This is a genomic window from Brevibacterium ammoniilyticum, from assembly GCF_038429965.1.
GTDB classification, from domain to species: domain Bacteria; phylum Actinomycetota; class Actinomycetes; order Actinomycetales; family Brevibacteriaceae; genus Brevibacterium; species Brevibacterium ammoniilyticum.
In genome coordinates this window covers 233,426-252,529 of record NZ_BAABNP010000002.1, presented here as the reverse complement: position 1 = coordinate 252,529, position 19,104 = coordinate 233,426, and the positions used below count along the sequence as shown (strand labels likewise).

At 65.7% G+C, this 19,104-nt stretch carries 19 protein-coding genes and 1 pseudogene; 7 read left to right on the top strand and 13 right to left on the bottom strand.

The genetic code is table 11. The annotated features are described in order from the left end of the window. Window positions 1-32: 32 nt before the first annotated feature. From AAHA49_RS03165 to AAHA49_RS03140, 6 genes are all read right to left on the bottom strand, one after another. Window positions 33-1,352, bottom strand: coding sequence for a class-III pyridoxal-phosphate-dependent aminotransferase (locus AAHA49_RS03165; protein ID WP_063248896.1), 1,320 nt, complete (start codon window positions 1,350-1,352; stop codon window positions 33-35). Beyond that, window positions 1,352-2,788, bottom strand: coding sequence for an APC family permease (locus tag AAHA49_RS03160; protein WP_063248897.1), 1,437 nt, complete (start codon window positions 2,786-2,788; stop codon window positions 1,352-1,354). The genes AAHA49_RS03165 and AAHA49_RS03160 overlap by 1 nt, the downstream gene beginning before the upstream one ends. 260 nt (window positions 2,789-3,048) lie before the next feature. Further along, window positions 3,049-3,528 (bottom strand): DoxX family protein, encoded by a 480-nt coding sequence (locus AAHA49_RS03155; protein WP_063248898.1) that lies wholly within the window; start codon window positions 3,526-3,528, stop codon window positions 3,049-3,051. Between the two features lie 109 nt (window positions 3,529-3,637). Further along, a complete protein-coding gene (locus AAHA49_RS03150) occupies window positions 3,638-4,204 on the bottom strand; it encodes an NADPH-dependent FMN reductase (protein WP_063248899.1) in 567 nt (188 codons plus the stop codon). Beyond that, entirely contained in the window at window positions 4,204-5,292 is a 1,089-nt protein-coding gene (locus AAHA49_RS03145) for an LLM class flavin-dependent oxidoreductase (RefSeq protein WP_223289924.1), read from the bottom strand. Before AAHA49_RS03145 ends, AAHA49_RS03150 begins: the two co-directional genes overlap by 1 nt. A 155-nt stretch (window positions 5,293-5,447) precedes the next feature. Further along, the gene (locus tag AAHA49_RS03140; protein ID WP_063248901.1) at window positions 5,448-5,900 is read right to left on the bottom strand and encodes a MarR family winged helix-turn-helix transcriptional regulator; all 453 of its coding nucleotides are present in this window, start codon (window positions 5,898-5,900) and stop codon (window positions 5,448-5,450) included. 257 nt (window positions 5,901-6,157) lie between these two features. Between AAHA49_RS03140 and AAHA49_RS03135 the strand changes: the two genes are divergently transcribed. The 3 genes from AAHA49_RS03135 (at window position 6,158) to AAHA49_RS03125 (ending at window position 9,081) form a co-directional block, all read left to right on the top strand. Further along, window positions 6,158-6,697: a MogA/MoaB family molybdenum cofactor biosynthesis protein gene (locus tag AAHA49_RS03135; protein WP_063248902.1), complete on the top strand. Its 540-nt coding sequence runs from the start codon at window positions 6,158-6,160 to the stop codon at window positions 6,695-6,697. 1 nt (window position 6,698) lies between these two features. Further along, entirely contained in the window at window positions 6,699-7,646 is a 948-nt protein-coding gene (locus tag AAHA49_RS03130; RefSeq protein ID WP_342037182.1) for a formate dehydrogenase accessory sulfurtransferase FdhD, read from the top strand. A gap of 73 nt (window positions 7,647-7,719) precedes the next feature. Continuing rightward, on the top strand, window positions 7,720-9,081 hold the full coding sequence (locus tag AAHA49_RS03125; protein ID WP_342037181.1) for a DUF2252 domain-containing protein: 1,362 nt from the start codon (window positions 7,720-7,722) through the stop codon (window positions 9,079-9,081). Between the two features lie 63 nt (window positions 9,082-9,144). Here AAHA49_RS03125 and AAHA49_RS03120 read toward each other — a convergent pair whose 3' ends face one another. Further along, on the bottom strand, window positions 9,145-10,200 hold the full coding sequence (locus AAHA49_RS03120) for an alcohol dehydrogenase catalytic domain-containing protein (RefSeq protein WP_342037180.1): 1,056 nt from the start codon (window positions 10,198-10,200) through the stop codon (window positions 9,145-9,147). Window positions 10,201-10,496: 296 nt separating this feature from the next. Between AAHA49_RS03120 and AAHA49_RS03115 the strand changes: the two genes are divergently transcribed. Beyond that, window positions 10,497-10,856 carry a hypothetical protein gene (locus AAHA49_RS03115; protein ID WP_342037179.1) on the top strand — a complete coding sequence of 120 codons (360 nt, stop codon included), beginning with the start codon at window positions 10,497-10,499 and terminating at the stop codon, window positions 10,854-10,856. 140 nt (window positions 10,857-10,996) lie between these two features. Here the strand turns inward: AAHA49_RS03115 and AAHA49_RS03110 are convergent, their stop codons facing one another. The 6 genes from AAHA49_RS03110 to AAHA49_RS03085 form a co-directional block, all read right to left on the bottom strand. Then, window positions 10,997-12,172: an MFS transporter gene (locus AAHA49_RS03110; protein WP_342037178.1), complete on the bottom strand. Its 1,176-nt coding sequence runs from the start codon at window positions 12,170-12,172 to the stop codon at window positions 10,997-10,999. A 72-nt stretch (window positions 12,173-12,244) separates the two neighbouring features. Then, window positions 12,245-13,096 carry a glycerophosphodiester phosphodiesterase gene (locus AAHA49_RS03105; RefSeq protein ID WP_342037177.1) on the bottom strand — a complete coding sequence of 284 codons (852 nt, stop codon included), beginning with the start codon at window positions 13,094-13,096 and terminating at the stop codon, window positions 12,245-12,247. Between the two features lie 13 nt (window positions 13,097-13,109). Further along, window positions 13,110-13,787, bottom strand: a complete 678-nt coding sequence (locus tag AAHA49_RS03100; RefSeq protein ID WP_342037176.1) for an HdeD family acid-resistance protein — start codon at window positions 13,785-13,787, stop codon at window positions 13,110-13,112. A 121-nt stretch (window positions 13,788-13,908) separates the two neighbouring features. After that, window positions 13,909-15,036 carry a magnesium and cobalt transport protein CorA gene (locus AAHA49_RS03095; protein ID WP_342037175.1) on the bottom strand — a complete coding sequence of 376 codons (1,128 nt, stop codon included), beginning with the start codon at window positions 15,034-15,036 and terminating at the stop codon, window positions 13,909-13,911. Between the two features lie 56 nt (window positions 15,037-15,092). Then, a complete protein-coding gene (locus tag AAHA49_RS03090) occupies window positions 15,093-16,097 on the bottom strand; it encodes a glycosyltransferase family 2 protein (protein WP_342037174.1) in 1,005 nt (334 codons plus the stop codon). Between the two features lie 269 nt (window positions 16,098-16,366). After that, window positions 16,367-16,702, bottom strand: coding sequence for a hypothetical protein (locus tag AAHA49_RS03085; protein ID WP_342037173.1), 336 nt, complete (start codon window positions 16,700-16,702; stop codon window positions 16,367-16,369). Between the two features lie 21 nt (window positions 16,703-16,723). Between AAHA49_RS03085 and AAHA49_RS03080 the strand changes: the two genes are divergently transcribed. From AAHA49_RS03080 to AAHA49_RS03070, 3 genes and pseudogenes are all read left to right on the top strand, one after another. Continuing rightward, entirely contained in the window at window positions 16,724-17,482 is a 759-nt protein-coding gene (locus tag AAHA49_RS03080) for a CDP-glycerol glycerophosphotransferase family protein (protein WP_342037172.1), read from the top strand. 149 nt (window positions 17,483-17,631) lie between these two features. After that, window positions 17,632-17,826 carry a hypothetical protein gene (locus AAHA49_RS03075; RefSeq protein WP_342037171.1) on the top strand — a complete coding sequence of 65 codons (195 nt, stop codon included), beginning with the start codon at window positions 17,632-17,634 and terminating at the stop codon, window positions 17,824-17,826. A gap of 12 nt (window positions 17,827-17,838) precedes the next feature. Further along, a pseudogene (locus tag AAHA49_RS03070) lies at window positions 17,839-18,921 on the top strand (CDP-glycerol glycerophosphotransferase family protein); the annotation flags it as partial. Window positions 18,922-19,104 lie beyond the last annotated feature (183 nt).

The window sequence follows — 19,104 nt, the reverse complement described above, 5'->3', positions numbered from 1 at the left end:
TACGTCGATCGGGGTGTGGCAGGCGGGCTTCGTCACCAGCCGGCGAACCGGTCGAGCACCTCGGCGGGCACTCGCCCGGACACGGCATCGTCGAGGGCGCCCAGGATGATCTCGATGCCGCGGTCGAGGTCGTCCGGGGTGATCGGCAGCGGTGGGCTGATCTCAAGAACATTGTCTCGCACAACGTAGACGACGGCACCGAGTTCCCAGGCCCGGTAGATCGTCAGCGCGGCCAGCTGCCCATCATCAAGTGGTGACCCTTCCGGGGCACGGAGCTCGACGCCGAGGAGGAGCCCACGCCCGCGGACCTCGACGATGGACTCGGCCCCCGCACGGTCGGTGCCGCGGTAGTCGGCGATGCGCTCACGGGCACGGGATCCGAGTGAGTCGACCGCCTCGGCGAGGGCCGGATCGGTGGCAAGACCGAGGACAGCCTCGGCGGCCGCCGCACAGATCGGGGCACCGGCATTGGTCAGCAGCGCCGAGGCGGGGGCGACGTCGAGGACGGCTTCGGGGCCGACGGCCGCCGAGATCGGCAGACCGCCGCCCAGGGACTTGCCCAGGGTGACGATGTCGGGCCGGATGTCCGAGGTCTCGAAGGCGAAGAGCGATCCGGTTCTGCTCAGTCCCGCCTTGACCTCGTCGAGGATGAGCAGCGTGTCCGTGGCGTCGCAGAGTTCGCGCAGCATCGGAAGGAAGCCGGCGTCGGGCACCCGGACTCCGCCGTCGCACTGGATGGCTTCGGTGATGACCGCGGCGACCGTGCATGATTCCAGCGCCTCGGTCAGCTGCGGGCGCAGCTCACTCAGCGCCGCCTCGGTGAGGGGGTAGTCGAAGACGAGTGACCCGGGACCGGGGGACTCGGTGATGCCGGAGACGTCGCGGGAGGTGCCGAAGCCGCCGTGGTAGCTGCCGGAGAAGGAGACGATGGTGGGTCGCCCGGTGGCGCGACGGGCAGCCTCGACGGCGGCCGTGTTCGCGTCGCTGCCGCTCAGTCCGAGGTAAGCCCGTTCGGGGTGCTTCACCGGCACCGTGTTCACCAGCCGTTCGGCCAGCTCGGTGGTGCCGGTGACCGCGGCGGACAGCGCGGAGGAGCCCGCGCCGGTGAGAGCGGCACGGTGGACCGCCTCGGCGATGGTGGGGTTTCCATGCCCGAAGGCCGAAGCGGTCCAACTGGCCGAGAGGTCGATGAGCTCCCGGCCCGAGGCGGTGCGCAGCCTCGCACCGGATCCTCCGGAGACGACCAGAGGGAAGAAGCGCAGATTCTGGATATGGGCCAGCGCGGACTGGTCGCGGGCGTAGGCGGCTTCCTCGGTGGCGCGCTGTTCGGGGGTGAGTTCGGCGATGTCCATCAGTCGATGTCCTCCGCGGTGAGGCGGGAGCCGATGCGCTGTGCGAGGGCCGGGCGGCTGATGACGATGATCAGACCGATGAGGCACCAGAGGCCGACGGCCCAGGGGAAGTACGTGTACGGGGCTTCCTGGCCGGTGACCTGGATGACGTAGACGAACACGAGGTAGACGAGGCCGAGGGCGGGGATGATGATCTCCCATTTCGGGATCCCCGAGTTCGCTCGGAAGGTGTGCCGGATGACGCCGACGGAGGTCATGCCGTAGGCGACGACCATGCACAGGGTGCCCAGCGTCGCGTACCAGTAGTAGGCGTCGACGCTGGTGGCGCCGAAGACCCCGAGTCCGAGCGTCATCAGGGTGGTGAGGACGATGACGGTGGTCACCGAGGTGGTCGGGACCTTGCTCACGGGGTGCTGGCGGGCCAGTGCGGAGGGTCCGAATCCGTCGCGGGCGAGGGCGAAGAGGAGCCGGGAGGCGGCGGCCGAGGAGCTGAGGAAGGCGCCGAAGGCGACGAAGAAAGCGACGACGGAGATGAGCACGGCGAACCAGGTGCCGATGTAGGTCGCCGACAGGCTGGTCAGGGTGGATGCGGCGGTGGCGAAGGCTTCGACGCCGGCCGCGTCCGTGCCGAACCCGATGGTCTGGGCGAACATGACGAAGACGTAGACGATGCCGCCGATGATGACGGCCATGAGCAGCGAGCGCGGGATGATGCGCTTGGGTTCGGCGGTCTCTTCGCTCATGGACGATCCCGATTCGAATCCTGCCCAGGAGAGGAAGCCGAACACCGAGGCGGTCATGATTCCCGACAGCGCATTGTCGCCGGGAGTGAGCACGCTGAGGTCGATGCCGGTGCTGACCGGGGCGTGGCCGGTGCCGACGCGGGCGATGATGACGATCGAGAGGATGATCATGGCGGCGATGCCGACGAAGCCGATGCCCAGCAGCGTTCGGGCCACCGTCGCGGATTCGCGGAGGTTGAGTGCCAAGGCGATCACCCCGACAACGAGGGCAACGATCATCCACATCCCGGGAGCCATCGTGATGCCGATCTCCGAGAGCATCGCCTCGAAGAAGACGGCGCAGGCACCGAGGATGCAGGCGGCGAAGAAGATGTAGGTGCCCAGGAGGGCGAAGCCGCCGAAGAATCCGGCGCGCGGTCCCAGGGTGATTCCGGCCAGGGCATAGACGGAGCCTGCGTGAGTGATCTTGCGCAGCAGCCTGATGAAGCCGTAGGCGACGAACAGGGTGCCGATGAAGGAGACGAGGAAGGTGAACGGGACGGCCTTGCCGACGAGGCCGGCGACCCCGATGCCGTTCAGCGCCATCGCCATGACCGGGCCCATGAACCCGATCGAGATGGCGGTGACTTCCCAGGTGTGCAGGGGCCTCTTCAGTGATGTGCCGGCTTCTTTGCCGGGCTTCGTGTCTTCCACGGTTCGTCCGTTCTTCCAGGCGAATGTAATTTCAGTTACACAATAGGTCATTGATTCCAGAAATGTAACCACAATTTTCGGTGGATTTTTAACTGCCGGGGCGGCGTGGATGCTTGGTGGCCGTGATTGACGTCCGGGTCCGCTCCGTTATGGAATCATCCATCACGGAGCGGACCCGGAATGAGTCCTGCGAGTCGGTGGGTTCGCAGAAGTGCGACCTGCTGAGGCGGGAGACAGTCACCCGCCGAGGTGGTTGTGTCTCAGGCGTCAACCGCGACCGACCGTGCTCCCGCAGCCCGCTTACGACCCTTGCCCTTCTTCCCAGCGAAGAGGAAGCAATCGATGCTGAACCGGCCCGGTCCCGCGGCGGCGATGAGCAGTGTGCCTGCGGCCAGGGCTGCGACGAGTTCCCAGCCGCCCTGATCGACGAACGGGGTCGGCGTGAGGTGGACGATCACCAGAGCCCCGATGACGTTTGCGGCCAGGAGGATGCCGACGATGGGGGTCAGCGCACCGAGGATGAGCAGCGCGCCGCCGATGAGTTCGACGAAGGTCGCGAAAGGTGCGGCGATGTCCGGGAGTGGCACTCCCATCTGCGAGAACGAGTCCGTTGTTCCGGCGATGGTCCACTCGTTGAACTTCTGCCAGCCGTGGGCGATGAAGATGGCGCCGAGGGTGATTCGGGCGATGGCGGTGATGATGTCGCGGGCGATGGTCGGAAATCCGGTCGTTGCGTACATGCTGAACTCCAAGGTTGGTTGAAAGTGCAACCACACGTTATTGGGTGAACATGACAACGTACTGAGAACCGACCATTCGGTCGCCTGCGACAATCCTGGGACTGGCCGTTCAGAACCCGTAGGCGGCTTCCTTCTCCTCACGGATTGCCGCGTAGGTCTTCGTCAGCACGATCGTGTCCTCGACGAGGCGGTCGAGGCGGGCGATGACATCCTCGCTGACGATCTGACCGCGGTGCAGATCGCGCTCCTCGACGAATACGTACGGGGAGACGACCTGCGCCTTCATGTAGGTGAGGATCGGCAGGAGGTGCTGCTGCGGGATCAGGTAGTGCTTCGCCGAACCCGCCGTGGCGATCGCGGCCACGACCTTGTCGCGGAAGGCGTTGACGGGCAGCAGGTCGAAGACGTTCTTCAGGCTCGCTGGGATCGAGGCCTGGAAGATCGGCGTGCCGATGACGATCGCATCGGCGTCCATGAGCGCCGCGGTCACCCGCCCGGTGTCACCGGAGTATTCGGTGAAGTTCCGGCCGTCGGAGAAGACCATGTCCGCCTCGGCGAGGTCGATGAGCGTGACCTCGATATCGGGATCCTGCGCCATAACCGCCTGCGCGACGTAGTCCATCACCGTGCGCGTCTTCGTTCCGACATTCGAGCCGGAGAGGACGACGACCTTCATCAGGCAGCCTCCTTAGTCGCGGTGTACTTCTTCACGGCCGGAATGATCTCCGAGCCGATGGTCTCGATCTGCTTCATCACCCGTTCATACGGCATCCCGCCGAAGTCGATCTGGCCGAGGTAGCGCTGATGTCCGAAGACCTCGTGCTGATGGAGGATCTTCTCGACGACCTGCTGCGGGCTGCCGATGTTGACGATGCTCGCCGGGTCGACGCTCTGGGCGAAGAGCTGCTTGGGCATGCCTTGCCCGTTCGTGCGCTTCATCCCCTCGTTGATGTGCGGGTAGAGCCCCTGCAGCGCCTCCTGCGAGGTCGGCGCCGTGTAGAGGAAACCGGCCGTGGCGATCGGCAGACCGGCAGGATCGAAGCCGGCGTGACGTGCCGCCTGCCGGTAGGCATCGACGGTGGGTTTGAACGACGAGGTGGTCCCGCCGAGGTGGGCCATCACCATGGGTACACCCGCCAGTCCCGCCTTGACCGCGCTCGCCGGCGCACCGCCGACCGCACGCCAGATCGGCAGCGGGTTCTGCTCGGGGCGGGGGAGGACCTCGGCGTTGTTGAGCGGGGCGCGGAACTGCCCGGACCACGTCACCGATTCCTCACGGTTGATCGTGTTGAGCAGGTCGAACTTCTCTTCGAAGAGCTCCTCGTAGTCGCGCAGATCGTAGCCGAGGAGTTCGAACAGTCCGATCCGCGAGGCGCGACCGGCGACGAGTTCGGCCCGACCTTCGGAGAGGTGATCGATCGTCGCGAAGTTCTCGAACACACGCACCGGATCCGAGGTGCTCAGGATCGTCGAGGTGCTGCCGATGCGGATCGTCGACGTCGCCTGCGCGATCGCGCCGAGGATGACCGCATGCGCCTGCGAGGCGAAGAATTCCTGGTGGCTCTCGCCGACGCTGAAGAAGTCGAAGCCGGCCTCCTCTGCGGCCTGTGCGTAGCCGACGAATTCGCGGATGCGCTCGCCCGCACTCACCCGGGACCCGTCGGCCGGGTTCGGCAGATGATCGCCGAGGCTGTACATCCCGAACTGCAGCCCCTGAGTGGGGTCGAATCCGACGGGATCAAGGGTGGTCGTGTTCTCGCTCAAGGTCTCTCCCATGCGTGTGAGACCGTCCCGCAGGGCCGATCTCGATTGATCATTTGCCCTGTCAACTGATAAGTGCGGAGATTTATTCCTGACCACGTCGAGGTGGTGCTCTGATCCTCGCCGAGGTGACCCACCCGAGCCGTGCGCCGAGGTGGTCAGTCGCCTTCTTCCGCCTTGGCGCGCTCGGCGATGCTGTGGTCGTAGAGCTTCTTCATCAGCGCGTGCAATGTCCGCTGCTCGTCCTCATCGAGGGCGTCGTCGAACAGGGCGGACTGCTGGTGGAGCTGGGAGGGGAAGGCGCGTTCGAGGGTCTCAAGTCCCGCCTCGGTGAGGGAGATGTGCTTGGTCTTCCATGTCTGTTCTCGGGTGATGAGCTCGTCGCGTTCGAGGCGGGCGAGCATCCGGGAGATTCCGCCGCCGCTGACGGTGAGGCCCTTGGCGAGGTCGGTCTGGGTGACGGGTTGGAAGTTGCGAATGTGGGCGAGGGCCTCGAACTGGGCGACGGTGAGGCCGAACTGGCGCAGGTGATCGTTCGAGAGCTGGTTGCTGTTCTGGACGAATCTCACCATGCGCAGCCAGGTGAGTGTGCTAAGCGTCAGGTCGTCCATCGTCCCTCCCGGTCTCCGCGCCGGGCCCTCCTGCCGCGGCGCTGCCTCTCACTGTACTGATCAGCCACTGTACTGATGCGCCACTGTGCTCATCAGCCCGACCGCACTCATCAGCCCGACGGTGCTCATCGGCCAGATGATGTTGACCGGCGCGACCGTGCGCGGAGGGCGCCGTCTCTGACCACCCCCTTCGATGTCCGCCCGACATGGGACAATGGGCGCGGAGTCCATGAGTGTCGTGAGCAGGGAGTTCGAGGATGACCACCACAGAGCCGACCGTCGACCGCCTCGGCGAGGGCCGATCGGCCGCCGTCGTCATCGCCTCCACCTCGGCGGCACGGGGTGAGGCGGCGGACACGACGGGACCGATCCTCGTCGACTGGCTGCGGGGGCGCGGGTACGACTGCCCCGACCCGATCGTCGTCCGTGACGGTGAACCCGTCGGTGAGGCTCTGCGGGAGCTTCTCCTCACCCCCGCCGAGGCGGCCCGCCCCCGCATCGTCGTCACCTCCGGAGGCACGGGGCTGGCCCCCGACGACCGCACCCCGGAGTTCACCGCCGAACTCCTCGAGCGGCAGTCGCCGGGGCTCATCTATGCGATGTGGCGCAAAGGGCTCGAATCGACGTCGTCTGCGGTGATGAGCAGGGGCGTCGCCGGTGTGCGGGGACGCACCTTCGTCATCAACTTCCCCGGCTCGAAGGGCGGGGTCCGCGACGGGATCACCGTCATCGACGACCTCCTCGAGCACATCCAGACCTCGGTCGAGGACACGACCGATCACGGTCCGAGGGTCTGAGATGCAGCAGCGCAAGGCCGTCCGGGCCCGCGTCCACCGCTTCGATGCCACCGGTGAGATCAAGGTCGGTCCCGATTCGCTCGCGGGAGAGGAGCCGCTCGAGGTCAACCTCGACGGCGAGCAGTTCTCCGTGACGATGCGCACCCCCGGCAACGACGTCGAACTCGTCTCCGGATACCTCCTGTCCGAGGGAGTGATCACCTCAATGGCCGACATCGCGGAGATCGACTTCTCGACCGGGCTCGCCCCCGACGGTTCGCGGAACTACAACGTCGCCGGCGTGCGACTGCGACCCGGTGTGTGGAACGCGGCCGCCGCGCCCGCCCGGTCCGTCTACACGTCCTCGTCGTGCGGGATCTGCGGAACCGCGGCCATCGACGCGGTGACGAAGCCCTCGGCGTACCCGCTCATCCCCCTCCTCGGCGTCGGGTCCCGGAACGACGTCGAGGCCGGCAGTGCCGCCGAGGATGTCGCACGGCCCGATGCCCCGCATCTCGACGAGGACGGCGACATCGTCTTCCCGCCCCTGCTCTCTCCGGCGCGGATCGGGGAGCTGCCCGACCGCCTCCGCGAGGGGCAGTCGCTGTTCGACCGGACGGGAGGCGTCCACGCGGCGGCGCTCTTCGCCGTCGGCGACGATCCCCAGGCCGAACCGGAACTCCTCGTCATCCGCGAAGACGTCGGCCGCCACAACGCCGTCGACAAGGTCATCGGCTGGGCCATGGCCGAGCGCGGACTGCCGCTCAACCGCACCGTCCTCCAGGTCTCCGCTCGGGCGTCCTTCGAACTCGTCCAGAAATCGGCGATGGCGGGCATTCCGATGATGTCGGCCGTCAGCGCCCCCTCGGCACTCGCCGCCGACTACGGCAGGACCGCAGGCATCACCGTCATCGGCTTCAACCGCAAGGGCCGCTTCAACGTCTACTCCCATCCCGAACGCATCGCCTGACCAGAGGACGCGCGGACCGCTACGATGGGGTGACCTGAAGCCAGGCAGGCGTGACGAGAGCAAGGGCGAAGACATGGTCGCAACCGACGGCAAGAGCCTCCGCGAGGCAACCCCACGGTCGAGTCAGGCCGACCTCGATCTGCCCGCCGACCGTGACCCGGTCGCCGTGATCTGCACGCAGAACGAGACCCGGCTGCCCGAACTGCTCGGCATCCGCACCCAGCGACTGGCCGAGTCGCCCTTCAGCTACTACCGCGGCGCCGCCGCCCAGATGTCGAGCGACCTCAATGCCGTCAGGAGCGCGGGACCGGTCGTGCTCTCATGCGCCGATGCACACCTGGGCAACTTCGGCTTCTTCGCCTCCCGCGAACGCTCACTCGTCTTCGATCTCAACGACTTCGACGAAGCGGAGTACGCGCCCTTCGAATGGGACGTCAAACGCCTCGCCGCCTCGGCGCACCTGAGCGCTCAGGTCCACGGCCTGAGCGAGGAGGCCGGTCATGCGGCGGCCTTCGCCTCGGTCAAGGGTTACCAGGAGCGTCTGGCCGCGCTCATGGAGCAGACGGCCCTCGACCGGTTCTACGCGATCGTCGATGCCGACACGATGCTGCGCGCCATCGAAGCCCGCGGGCGCGGCAAGGACAAGGCGACGGCGAAGGCGATGAAGAAGGCCCGCAGTCGGACCGGTGAGAAGGCGCTGAAGAAGTTCGCCACCGAGACCTCGGACTCCGGTCTGCGCATCGTCGACCAGCCGCCGCTCACCGAGCACTTCGACGAAGCCGGCATCGATGTCGAGACCCTCTTCGCCGAATACCGGCAGACCGCCCGCACCGACGTGATGATGCTGCTGCGGCAGTTCTCCGTGGCCGACTCGGTCCTCCGGGTCGTCGGAGTCGGCAGCGTGGGCACGCGCTGCTTCCTCGTCCTGCTCTCGGGCCCCGGCGAGGAGTCGATGCTTCTCCAGGTCAAGGAGGCGCAGGAATCCGTCGTCACGGCTTTCGGCGGTCAGCTCCCCTTCTCCGACCGGCCCGAAGGGAAGATCATCTCGTCCGAAGGGGAAAGAGTCGTCCGCGCGCAGACCGTCCTGCAGTCGGTGTCCGATCCGTTCCTCGGCTGGAACACCTTCAACGGCCGTGACTACTACTGGCGGCAGTTCCGCGATATGAAGGGCAGCTATGACTTGGCGACCCTCGACGCGACCCAGCTGGAGAGCTACTCGCGGCTGTGCGGCGAGGTCCTCGCCCGAGCCCACTCCCAGTCACCGGAGGCCCGCCTCGTCGTCGAATACCTGGGGAACTCGGACACGTTCGCGACCGCGGTGAGCGAATGGGCGCGCAAGTACGCCGAGGTGGTCACCGCCGACCATGCGCAGCTCGTCGAGGCCGCGAAGAGCGGGAAGTACCCGCTGCTCGGGGAGTGGGCCGAAGAGGGCTGAGCGGGGCGGTGCTCAGCGCACACGCATGGGGCCGGCGCCGCTGTGCGGCGGGCGAACCGGTGCTCAGCGCACACGCAGGAGGATCTTCGTGCCCGCGCCCTCGGTGAGCCGCTCGATGGCCGCCGGGGCATCGTCGAGTCCCATCTCCTCGACCCAGCCCGTCGTGTCGTAGTCGCCTGCGGCCATGCGGGCGATGACGCCGTCGAACTCGGCCGGCGTGTAGCCGACAGAGCCGATGAGTTCGTACTCGCCCATCATGATCGCACCCGGCTGGATCTCGAAGCCCGCCTCATGAGGAGACATGAGGACGGCCCGCCCGCCAGGGGCGAGGGCGGCGAGCGCCGATTCGAGTGCGGCCGGCACCCCGGCGGCGTCATAGGCGATCGTCACCCCGTCGCCGTCGGTGAGTTCGGCGACGGCATCATTCACGTCCTCGGTGAGCGGGTCGATGACGGTGGCGCCGAGGGCTGCGACCCTCGCGCGACGGTCGGGGTTCGGTTCGGAGATGAGGACGTCGACGACCCCGTACGCGCGCAGGGCGTACCACGTCCCGATGCCGATCGGGCCGGCACCGAGGATGAGGGCGGTGTCCTCGGCGGTGGCGCGGGACCGGCTCACACCGTGCCAGGCCACGGCCATGGGTTCGACGAGCGCGGCCTGCTGGAGACTGACCGAGGCGGGCACCGGGTGGAACTGGGAGGCGCTGATGGTCACCGACTCGGACATGCCGCCGCCGTTCGCATTCGTGCCCAGGGACGCCATGAGTCGGCAGGTCGTCGGCTCCCCGTGTCGGCAGGCGACGCATTCGCCGCAGCTGTAGGCGACGGGGAAGATCGCACCCCGATCGCCCACGGCGATGCCGTCGACGCCGGGACCCACCTCGGCGACGGTGCCGGAGAACTCGTGGCCGAGGGTCTGGGGGAGGTGCCCGCCGGTGATCGGATGCGGGGTGAAGAGGTCGACGGGGGAGGCCTCGGGGTGGGCGAGGAGGTGGAGGTCGCTGCCGCAGATGCCGACGAAGCCGTTGCGCAGCCTGATCTGGCCGGGCCCCGGGGCGGCGGGTGCGGGGACGTCCTCGATCCGAAGATCCTCGCGTCCGTGGAGTCTCACTGCCTTCATCGTTCCTCTTCTCCGGCCGGTGTCATGCCCGGCCCAGCGTGGTGTGCGGTCTGCCGGCCTCGGGCTGATCGCCGCGGTCGGACGGGGCGTGCGCCCTGCCTTCTACGATTCCGCCGAGGCGGAGGGTGCGACAACCGCCGAGTGCGGCAGATTCGACGGCGACCATCCGCCGAACGGGCGGCCGGAGCGGGCAGCCGGCGCTGGATCGGATCCGGCTTCCCACCTCGGCGGGCGAGGTCGTCAGGGTCCGGACGTCGGCTTGTCCGGAGCGACGATCGACGCGCACAATAGAACACATGAACGAATATTCGGTGCCGGAGTGGCTGACGACGTACCAGGGCTTCAAGGCCCTGTGCTCGGCGGTGTCGGGGGAGTACATCCGCTTCTACCTCACCACCGGATGCGATTCAGTGACGTACACGCATTCGCAGAACACTTCGGGTCTGCCGCGCTACTCGTGTCTGCTCACCGCCGAGGACGGGGCGAGCCTGCTGCTTGAGCTCGGGGAGTGGAACGGACGGCTGGATGAGGTGCCGGCCGCCGTCCGGGCGTGGTTGGCGGCAAACGCCAGTCTACGGGGGTGTCGTCCGAACAAGTCGCGCTATGTCGGCGACCGGTACTGGCATCGGCAGTGGCAGCTGGCCAACCCCTGGTGAGGGGCATTGCCCAGTCGGCCGAACCCTGGTGGGGGGCGTTTCTCAGTCGGCCGACTCCTGGTCGGGAGTCGTCCGCGCGGAGGCGGGCGATTTCGGAGCGTGCCTCATGCTCGTCGGGAGCCTCACACTCTGAGGGAACTTCACACTCTGCGGGGACCTTCGTAGGCACGACGGCAGAGGACGACGGCGATGGTGAGGGCGACGGCGATTCCGGCTGTCGTGGCGAAGAGGAGCGTCCATTCGCCGCGTTCGCCGAGGATGCCGCCTGCCCAGGCCCCGAATGCGCTGCCGGCGAAGAGGAATCCGGCGAAGAGCGAGACCACGGTGCCGCGCACCTTGGGGAGGACGGTCGTCGACCAGGTCTGCAGCGAGGAGTGGAGGAACGACCACGTCGCGCCGAGGAGGAATGCGGCGATGATCACGGTGACGATCGAGAGGTGGATGGTGAGCAGGACGAAGGCCGCGATGGTGGCGCTGCCGCCGATGACCATGAGGCCGGGCATGGGCAGGCGGCGGGAGAGGGGTTTGACCATGCGGCTGGTGACGATGACCCCGACCCCGTAGGCCGCGGTGGACAGGCCAGCGACGGCCGCGCCGACGCCGAGGGACTGCAGGGCCGGGGCGAGCAGGGTGAGGACACCGAGGACGATGGCCCCTTCGACGAAGACGAGTGAGATGACGATGAGCACCCACCTGTTGCTCAGCGCAGTGCGGATGGTCTGGAGGATCCCGGTCTGAGCCACGCGGTGGGCCTCGGGGACACGGGCGAGGCCGAGGACGGAGATCACGGCGAGGACCGAGGGAATGGCGAAGACGAGGCGCCAGTCGACGAGGTCGGCGATGATGCCGGCCAGCGCCGTCGCCAGGGCGGTGCCGACGGCGATCGCCGCCATGAGGTCGGCTAGGGCCGGCTGCCGGTGCTCTTCGTCGACGGTGTCGCCGACGTAGGTGAGCGAGGTCGGCACGATCGCCCCGTAGAACGCGCCGCCGAGGGTGCGGGCGATGATGAGGATCGTCAGCGACGGGGCCAGCGCCGCGACGATGCCGACGAGTGCGGCGGCGATGAGGCTCAGCCGCATGAGCCGGATGCGCCCGAGGCGGTCGGAGAGCATTCCCCAGATCGGCTGGCTGACGCCGTAGGCGAGGTAGTAGGTGCTCGCGATGACGAGTGCCTGAGCGAGCGTGACGTCCATGTCGAGGGCGACGAGGACGAGCAGCGGACTGACCGCGAACCGGTCGAAGCTGCTGACGAACGCCGCAAGCGAGACCGCCAGCGGTGGTCTGGTCGGGGAGGCTGGGGCGTCTGCGGAGGTCACGAGTCCACACTGTACTCGCGTCCGGGGACGCGTACGGGATCGGTTCACATCAGTGGATGACGTCCACTTTCCTCACTTGTCCCATGGGTCGTCGGTGAACCACCCGGAAACTTCCTCAGGGAGGGCGTCTGCGTCTTCGGCAGTCTTCAGACCGTAAGGAGCGACCTTGAGTCCGGCGTCCGCGAGAAGCGCGATATCGGCTGCCGGCAGACCGCGATTGGGCCCTACCCAGTCGATACCGGCATCGGCGATCTGAGTGGGCGACTCCTTCGGGAGTGATGCGTCGAAGAGATAGAGCGAGGTGAACCCTCGTTCGGCGATCGTCGATGCGGTTCTGAAGTCGAATGACTGGACGATGAGTGAGTTCTGCAGGTCTCGGGCGTCGAATTCATCGAGGATCTGATCGACCTCGGCAGTGGTGGCCCCAGGTTTGATCTCTGGTACGAGGACGACCTCCCCGCCGAGTTCGTCGAGGAGTTCGGTCAGAGTCACTGTCTCTGCCGATGGTCCGTCCGTCGGGTTGGTGATCGTCGCCTGGTCCCACTTCTTTCGAGAGAGTTCGCGGATTTCGCCGGACGCCCCCTTGAGTGTGCGGTCTGCTGTCTCATCGTGGATGAGCACAGGGGTCCCATCGGAGAGGAACTGGATGTCCATCTCGGGCAGGAATCCGTCCTCTGCTGAAGCAGTGAAGCCCTCCATCGATTCCTCGGGGTAGACGAGTGCCCCACCTCGGTGGGAGATCGTCACTGGAAAGCTCAGTTCGGAGACCGTTGCAGGCGCTTTGAATGGGCTGGTGGCGGTTGGTTCCGGCGTGGAGGGACTTGGGGAGCACCCAGTGGCAATGGCGGCGATCAGGCTCGCCATTGCCACTGAAACGAAGGCTCTTCTGGTGTTGCAGGTGCGTGAGCGTTCGCGGTGATCCATTTTCAGGGCCTCATCAGCCGTTCATCGCACGCTTGGCCTGCGAGCGGGCCATGAAGGCCATGACGATGAGGAAGATGCCGAAGACGATGACGTAGATGCCGATGATCCACAGCAGTGCGACGAGCGCGGTCGTCGGGGACGTGAACACGGCGATCATGACGATGATCGCGAAGATGATGTCGAGGACGCCGAGGAGCTTCGACCAGCCGCGGAACGACTTCGACGCAAGGGTGAAGATGCCGCGGACGAGCATGCCGAAGGCCATGAGCCAGAGGATGAAGATGCCGGAGGCCACGGCGAACGCGAGCGGGGCGATGAAGATCGCAATACCCGCGATGATGTAGACGATGCCGGTAGTCAGCTCCCAGCCCCACGGCAGACCCTGCTTGCGCGCCGTGTTGGCGTTGACGATCGTGAGGATGCCGTCGACGACGAGCCAGGCGCCGATCCAGATGCCGGCGACGACAGCCACGGCGTCGGGGGCGATGAAGATGAGCAGGCCGAAGAGGACTGCGAGGATGCCGCGCAGCAGCACGACCCAGAAGACTCCGCGGCCCAGGTCGGTGAGCAGGGAGCGGGCCGAGTCGACAGGGCTGTGCGAGCTGCCGGCGGACGGTCCCGCGGCGTGACCGGCATCCGGGTTCGAGCCGGGGAAGTCTGGGGATTCGGAATGGTCGGGTGAGGTGGTCATCTCAGCTCCTCGTGAAGGGGACTTGCCATGGTTCTGGCCACTTTATCCTAAGTCCGAACCGATAGCCCAGCGGGGATTCGGATGCACCGATTGGGTCACAGCTGCCGCGCGGGTCTGAGCATCACATCCACTTCTTCCTGCGGAAGACGGTGTAGAGGGTGACGCTGAGACCGACCATGAGGAAGATCGCCATCGGATAGCCGAAGGGCCATGCGAGTTCGGGCATGTTCTCGAAGTTCATCCCGTAGACCGCGCCGATGAGGGACGGGGCGAAGAGGATCGCCGCCCAGCCGGAGATCTTCTTCATGTCCTCGTTCTGGCGCTGGGCGACGAGGGTGGCGTTGACGCTGAGGATCTGGGAGAGGGACTCGCGCAGTTCCCCCGCCTCGGCGAGAACGCGGGTGAGGTGATCGGTGACGTCGTTGAGGTAGGCGCGCAGCTCATCGGGGATCGCGTACTTCGTCGCCCCGTTGCTCAACGCCTGAGTGAGCCGGCTGAGGTGGGTCGTGGCATGGAGGACGTCGATGACCTCCTGGCTGAGCCGGTAGATGCGCTCGGCCGCCGCGGGGTCGCCGCTGAAGACCTGGCGTTCGATGCCGTCCTTGTCGTCCTGGAGGCCGTCGATGACGGGGAAGTAGCCGTCGACGACACCGTCGAGGAGGCGGTAGATGAGGGCTTCGGGTCCGAGGGAGAGCAGCGCCTTGTCCGATTTGCCGATGAGGTCGGCGTCGGAGAAGTGCTCCTCGAGCCCGTGGATGTCGGTGGGGATCGGCAGGCCGTCGATGAAGCGGCCGTCCTGGCAGATGATGACGAGGTCGTCGCCCTTCATGAGCAGGTGGAATTCGCTGAACTCGACCTCCTCCTTCGCATCGACGTAGAGCGCGGAGATGAGGACGACGAAGAGCACATCGCCGTACCGGTCGACCTTCGGGCGCTGGTCAGCGTGGAAGAGGTCCTCGACGAGGAGGGGGTGGAGATCCCAGGCGGTGGCGATCTCCGCGAGCAGCTCGGGGGTTGAGCGGGGCACGATGACCTGCGTGATCGCTCCGGGCCGGGCGGACCCGTCCGGAGTGCAGTCGGCGAGCGCCTCGGCGAAAGAAGAGGAGACGGAGATCGGCCCGGGTCGGCTGTCGACGATCTGTCGGCTGAGCAGGACCGGCGCCGAGGCGGGGGCCGGGGTGCGCCCGTTCGCGCTGGGTCGCGGACGACGGGCGATCGAGGGAACGGGAAGTCGGCGTGACGGTGGCATCGAATTCTCCTTGGTCGGGCTCACACCCCAAGGTACTCGACTAGATGCAGTGTCAGTCACTTCAGGAGCTGGCCCACGAATTCGGCCATCGTCGGATCATCGAGCTCCAGCGCCCTGAGCATCGACTTCGACTTGAGATTGAACTCGGCGGAGGACTCCCTCGCCTGTTCGGCCGATATCAGATGGCGCGCGGTCCTGATCGAGTGTCTCCGACCTTCCGTTCCGCGCTTTCGCCGCATTTCAGTCGGTAGGTCGAACGACAGCAGTCTGTGCCAGTACCGATCGCGCAGGAAACCCGCGAGCGGAAGGTCTTCTTCCACTGCACGATCGAGAACCGCGAACGATTCGAACATGTAGGCGTAGAACTCGTCGACTGGAAGCACGTGGCCTGTAAGGTGAGTCTGAGCGCCGCTTTCCGAGCTGTGTCGCACCCAGTAGTAGCAATCGACGTCGGCCTGCACTGCAACCCGATCGGTGCGAGCGTAGGCGGACAGCGCGAACGGATGATCCTCGGCCATGCGGAGAGTGGGATTGAACCGGTATCCGATGTCTCGTGCGAACGCTGTGCGATACATCTTAAGGACGTTGAGTGAGTCGATCAGAGGAGTCCTGTGGGCATCCGTCCTACTCAGCGTTTCGCGGAACATAACCTTCGGAACACCGCGGTTGACGCCGACGTACTTGCCGACAACGACATCGGCCTGACCCTCCTTACCAAGCGCTGTCATGGATTCGATCGCCTGGGCGCCGAGATAGTCATCGACGTCAACGAAGTATGTCCATCTCCCGTTGGCCCGATCGAGAACGGTGTTGCGGGGCTCCGCCGGCGTACCCGAATTCGGTATGGATACAACAGTTCCGTAGAGCCGGAGATCTTTGAGCAACTGGTCCGCGAGCTCTGCGGTCGAGTCGGTCGATCCATCGTCGACCACAATCGTTTCGATGCGCTTCGCCCCAGCCGTTTGAGCGGCAATGCTCTCCAAGCACTTGGGGAGGTACTCCTCTGCGTTGTACGCGGGGATGCCGATCGTGACGTCGGGTGTTCGAGAGAAGAACGCCATGGGCAATCACTCCGAGTTCTGGGAACGCGCTTCTTTTGGCAGTCAGCTGATGCCCAACTATACCGGCGGCGGCGCTCCGCGGAGCTCGGCTCCGAACTGCCTGACCTTCGCTTTGGGAATATGCAGGCACAATGGTCTCCATGCCTTCGCTCTCCACATCATCGCTGCAGCACAAGTGGCAGGTCGTCACCAGAACTGCACGGATCGGACGGGACCTGATCAGCAGTCGGTACGAGGAGTCCCGTCTTCCGGCTCGGTTCCGCCCGAGTTCAGACGACGATTTCATCGCCGCCGCCTACTTCTCGTCGGATGTCCATTCGATGTATCAACTCGAACAGTGGCTCTGGCCGTTCGAACAGCTGCGCGATGCGCTCATTCGACAGGGAGAGGGTGATGCGCCCTTCGGGATACTCACCCGAGACGCTCGGGTGGCGCAACGAATCGCTGCTCTCACGGACATTCCGGTTCGTTTCTCCCGCCTCACCGCAGGTCTGGATTCGTTCTTCGACGCACCGCGCCTGCGCGTCGTCTTCTACGTCAATCAGGCCACGACGAACTTTCAGGCGCTGCGGTTTCCTACGCCCGCCCATGTTCACCTCAGCCATGGAGAGAGCGAAAAGGTCTCGATGATCTCCAACCAGCTGAAAGCCTACGACTACGTCTTCACAGCAGGTCAAGCAGCACGCGATCGCATCACTTCGACCCTGCACGGGATCGACGCCGAGGCTCTCATCGATGTCGGTCGCCCCCAGCTCGACCGTGCGTTCAGCGTCCCGGAGGAGTGGCAGAGATTCGCCGCCGAGGCGCCTGCCGGACCGACGGTCTTCTACGCCCCGACGTGGGAGGGTGATTCGCCGAGCATGAGCTACGGAACGATGGCAACGACCGGGGTTCCGGTGGTCTCCGAGCTCCTCGACGCGGGCTACCGAGTGATCCTTCGGACACATCCGCGAACCGGTCTTCTGCGCAGTGATTTCGCCCGTGCAGTCGAGTCAGTGCGTGGGCGGGTCGATGCCCACTCCCGTGGATTCGTCGATACGAGTTCCGACGTCTCGTGGCAGCTCGCCGTCGCCGATGTCGCCGTCGCCGAGATGTCGTCTGTGGCGTTCGACTGGCTCGCCACCGAGAAACCGCTGGTGATTATCCCTCCGACCGACCCGCGAGCCGAGGTGCTGCGCAACGGACTCATCGATCGGGCCGTGAACTGGGAAACCGCGAGTGGAGTCGCCCTCGTCGACCGGCTCGCCGACGCCGCCGACCGTGATTCAGGCTCGTTGAGCGCGCACTACCTCGGCGATACGAACCCGGGATCGCAGATTGAGCGGTTCATCACTGCCGCGCGGCAGGTGATGGCAGCTCGGCAGGGAGTGCTCGGCGACGGCTGAGCATGAGCAGAAGTGAGCACTTCGGTGCGCCGATGAGCGCCTTTCGGATAGGATCTTCAGGAAAGTCAGATGCGCGCTCGGTTCTCGATCGGGCGCTGTGTTGCGCCGAAGGACCGGCGGCACGCCGAAAGCGAAGAGGGTCCCTGCGAGTGAATGTCCGTTCGACCGGCAAACGATTCCTGCTCGATGCACTGCCACCGGCGATGGCAGCCTACCTGCGCAAAGAACGAGTGTCATGGTCGAAGCAGTACAAGCGCAACAAACGATCGCTCGCGGCGGCCATCAGCTCTCGGTCGTTTACCAAGGCCCTGACGAGCAGGGTGGAAGAGAACACCGTGGTCTAGGAGTCGTTCTCGGGCAACGGCGCACTCTGCAATCCCGAAGCGCTCTTCCGCACGATGATCGCAACGGCTGACTATAAGGACTACCGGCACATCTGGGTGCTTAACGACGCTGCTTGGGAATCGCCCTTCCGCTCGGAGTTCTCCGCGCATCCGCGGGTGTCGTTCGTTCGACACCGGTCCCGGGACTACTTCACCGCACTCGAGACGAGCCAGTATCTCGTCAACAATGCGACGTTCCCTCCTGAGTTCATCAAGCGCCCCGAACAGACCTATCTCAACGTGTGGCACGGGACCCCGCTGAAGAAGATGGGCTACGACATCGAGAATGGCGCCGACGGCGCCCGCAACGTCCTGCGCAACTTTATGTCCGCCGATTATCTTCTGTCGCAGAATTCCTTCATGACCGAGACTATGTACCTCGGCGCCTACAAGCTCAACAATGTGTTCCGCGGGGCGATAATCGAGGAGGGCTACCCGCGCACTGACAGGATGTTCGGTCCGGACGCGGGAGATCGTGCCCGAGCGGTGCTGCACGACCGTGGAATCTCCAGTCGTGGCAAGAAGGTGATCTGCTATGCGCCGACATGGCGAGGCGGTTCCTTCTACAATCCGCAGTCCGATGCCGGGCGCCTCAAAGCCACTGTCATGGCCCTGCGCAGTGCACTTGAGGACGAAGGATGGATCGTTCTGCTCAAAGCGCATCAGGTGATCGTCGATCAGCTCGTCGATGACCCGGAGCTCGCAGACTTCCTCGTCCCCAACGACGTTCCGGCCAACGACGTCCTCGCGATCACCGATATCCTCGTCTCGGACTACTCGAGCATCTTCATCGACTTCCTCGGCACTGGGCGGCCGGTCCTCTTCCACCTCCCGGACGCGGGGAAGTACGCTGCCGAACGCGGTACCTACCTGCGACCCGATGAGCTTCCGGGACCGGTCTCCGAGAGGATCGACGAACTCCTCGATCAGGCGACCCGTCTCGCCGAGGATGACGTGGACCTGTCGAGTGCATTTCCCGAGGAGGCCGCGCGCTTCGACGAGCTCTCAGCGCAGCTGACTCCCCGCGATGACGGCAGCGCCAGCGCGCGCGTCCTCGACGTCGTGTTTAGAGGCAGAGAATCCGAGGGTCGAGTGATCCGCGGATTCGCGGACGGCCGACGAACCCTCGTGATCTACCTCGGGGGGCTGATCACCAACGGAATCACCTCATCCGTGCTCAACCTGCTCAATCGGATCGACCCCGAGAAAGTCGATGTCACGGCTCTCTACTACCGGTCC

Bases quoted from the DNA above. Each gene is read 5' to 3' on its own strand.
- AAHA49_RS03080 (WP_342037172.1), top strand. From the start codon at position 16,724: ATGATCTCCAACCAGCTGAAAGCCTACGACTACGTCTTCACAGCAGGT.
- AAHA49_RS03100 (WP_342037176.1), bottom strand. From the start codon at position 13,787: ATGACCACCTCACCCGACCATTCCGAATCCCCAGACTTCCCCGGCTCG.
- AAHA49_RS03130 (WP_342037182.1), top strand. From the start codon at position 6,699: ATGCAGCAGCGCAAGGCCGTCCGGGCCCGCGTCCACCGCTTCGATGCC.
- AAHA49_RS03140 (WP_063248901.1), bottom strand. From the start codon at position 5,900: ATGGACGACCTGACGCTTAGCACACTCACCTGGCTGCGCATGGTGAGA.
- AAHA49_RS03115 (WP_342037179.1), top strand. From the start codon at position 10,497: ATGAACGAATATTCGGTGCCGGAGTGGCTGACGACGTACCAGGGCTTC.
- AAHA49_RS03150 (WP_063248899.1), bottom strand. From the start codon at position 4,204: ATGAAGGTCGTCGTCCTCTCCGGCTCGAATGTCGGAACGAAGACGCGC.
- AAHA49_RS03155 (WP_063248898.1), bottom strand. From the start codon at position 3,528: ATGTACGCAACGACCGGATTTCCGACCATCGCCCGCGACATCATCACC.
- AAHA49_RS03120 (WP_342037180.1), bottom strand. From the start codon at position 10,200: ATGAAGGCAGTGAGACTCCACGGACGCGAGGATCTTCGGATCGAGGAC.
- AAHA49_RS03135 (WP_063248902.1), top strand. From the start codon at position 6,158: ATGACCACCACAGAGCCGACCGTCGACCGCCTCGGCGAGGGCCGATCG.
- AAHA49_RS03105 (WP_342037177.1), bottom strand. From the start codon at position 13,096: ATGGATCACCGCGAACGCTCACGCACCTGCAACACCAGAAGAGCCTTC.
- AAHA49_RS03125 (WP_342037181.1), top strand. From the start codon at position 7,720: ATGGTCGCAACCGACGGCAAGAGCCTCCGCGAGGCAACCCCACGGTCG.
- AAHA49_RS03095 (WP_342037175.1), bottom strand. From the start codon at position 15,036: ATGCCACCGTCACGCCGACTTCCCGTTCCCTCGATCGCCCGTCGTCCG.
- AAHA49_RS03090 (WP_342037174.1), bottom strand. From the start codon at position 16,097: ATGGCGTTCTTCTCTCGAACACCCGACGTCACGATCGGCATCCCCGCG.
- AAHA49_RS03165 (WP_063248896.1), bottom strand. From the start codon at position 1,352: ATGGACATCGCCGAACTCACCCCCGAACAGCGCGCCACCGAGGAAGCC.
- AAHA49_RS03085 (WP_342037173.1), bottom strand. From the start codon at position 16,702: ATGGCTGAGGTGAACATGGGCGGGCGTAGGAAACCGCAGCGCCTGAAA.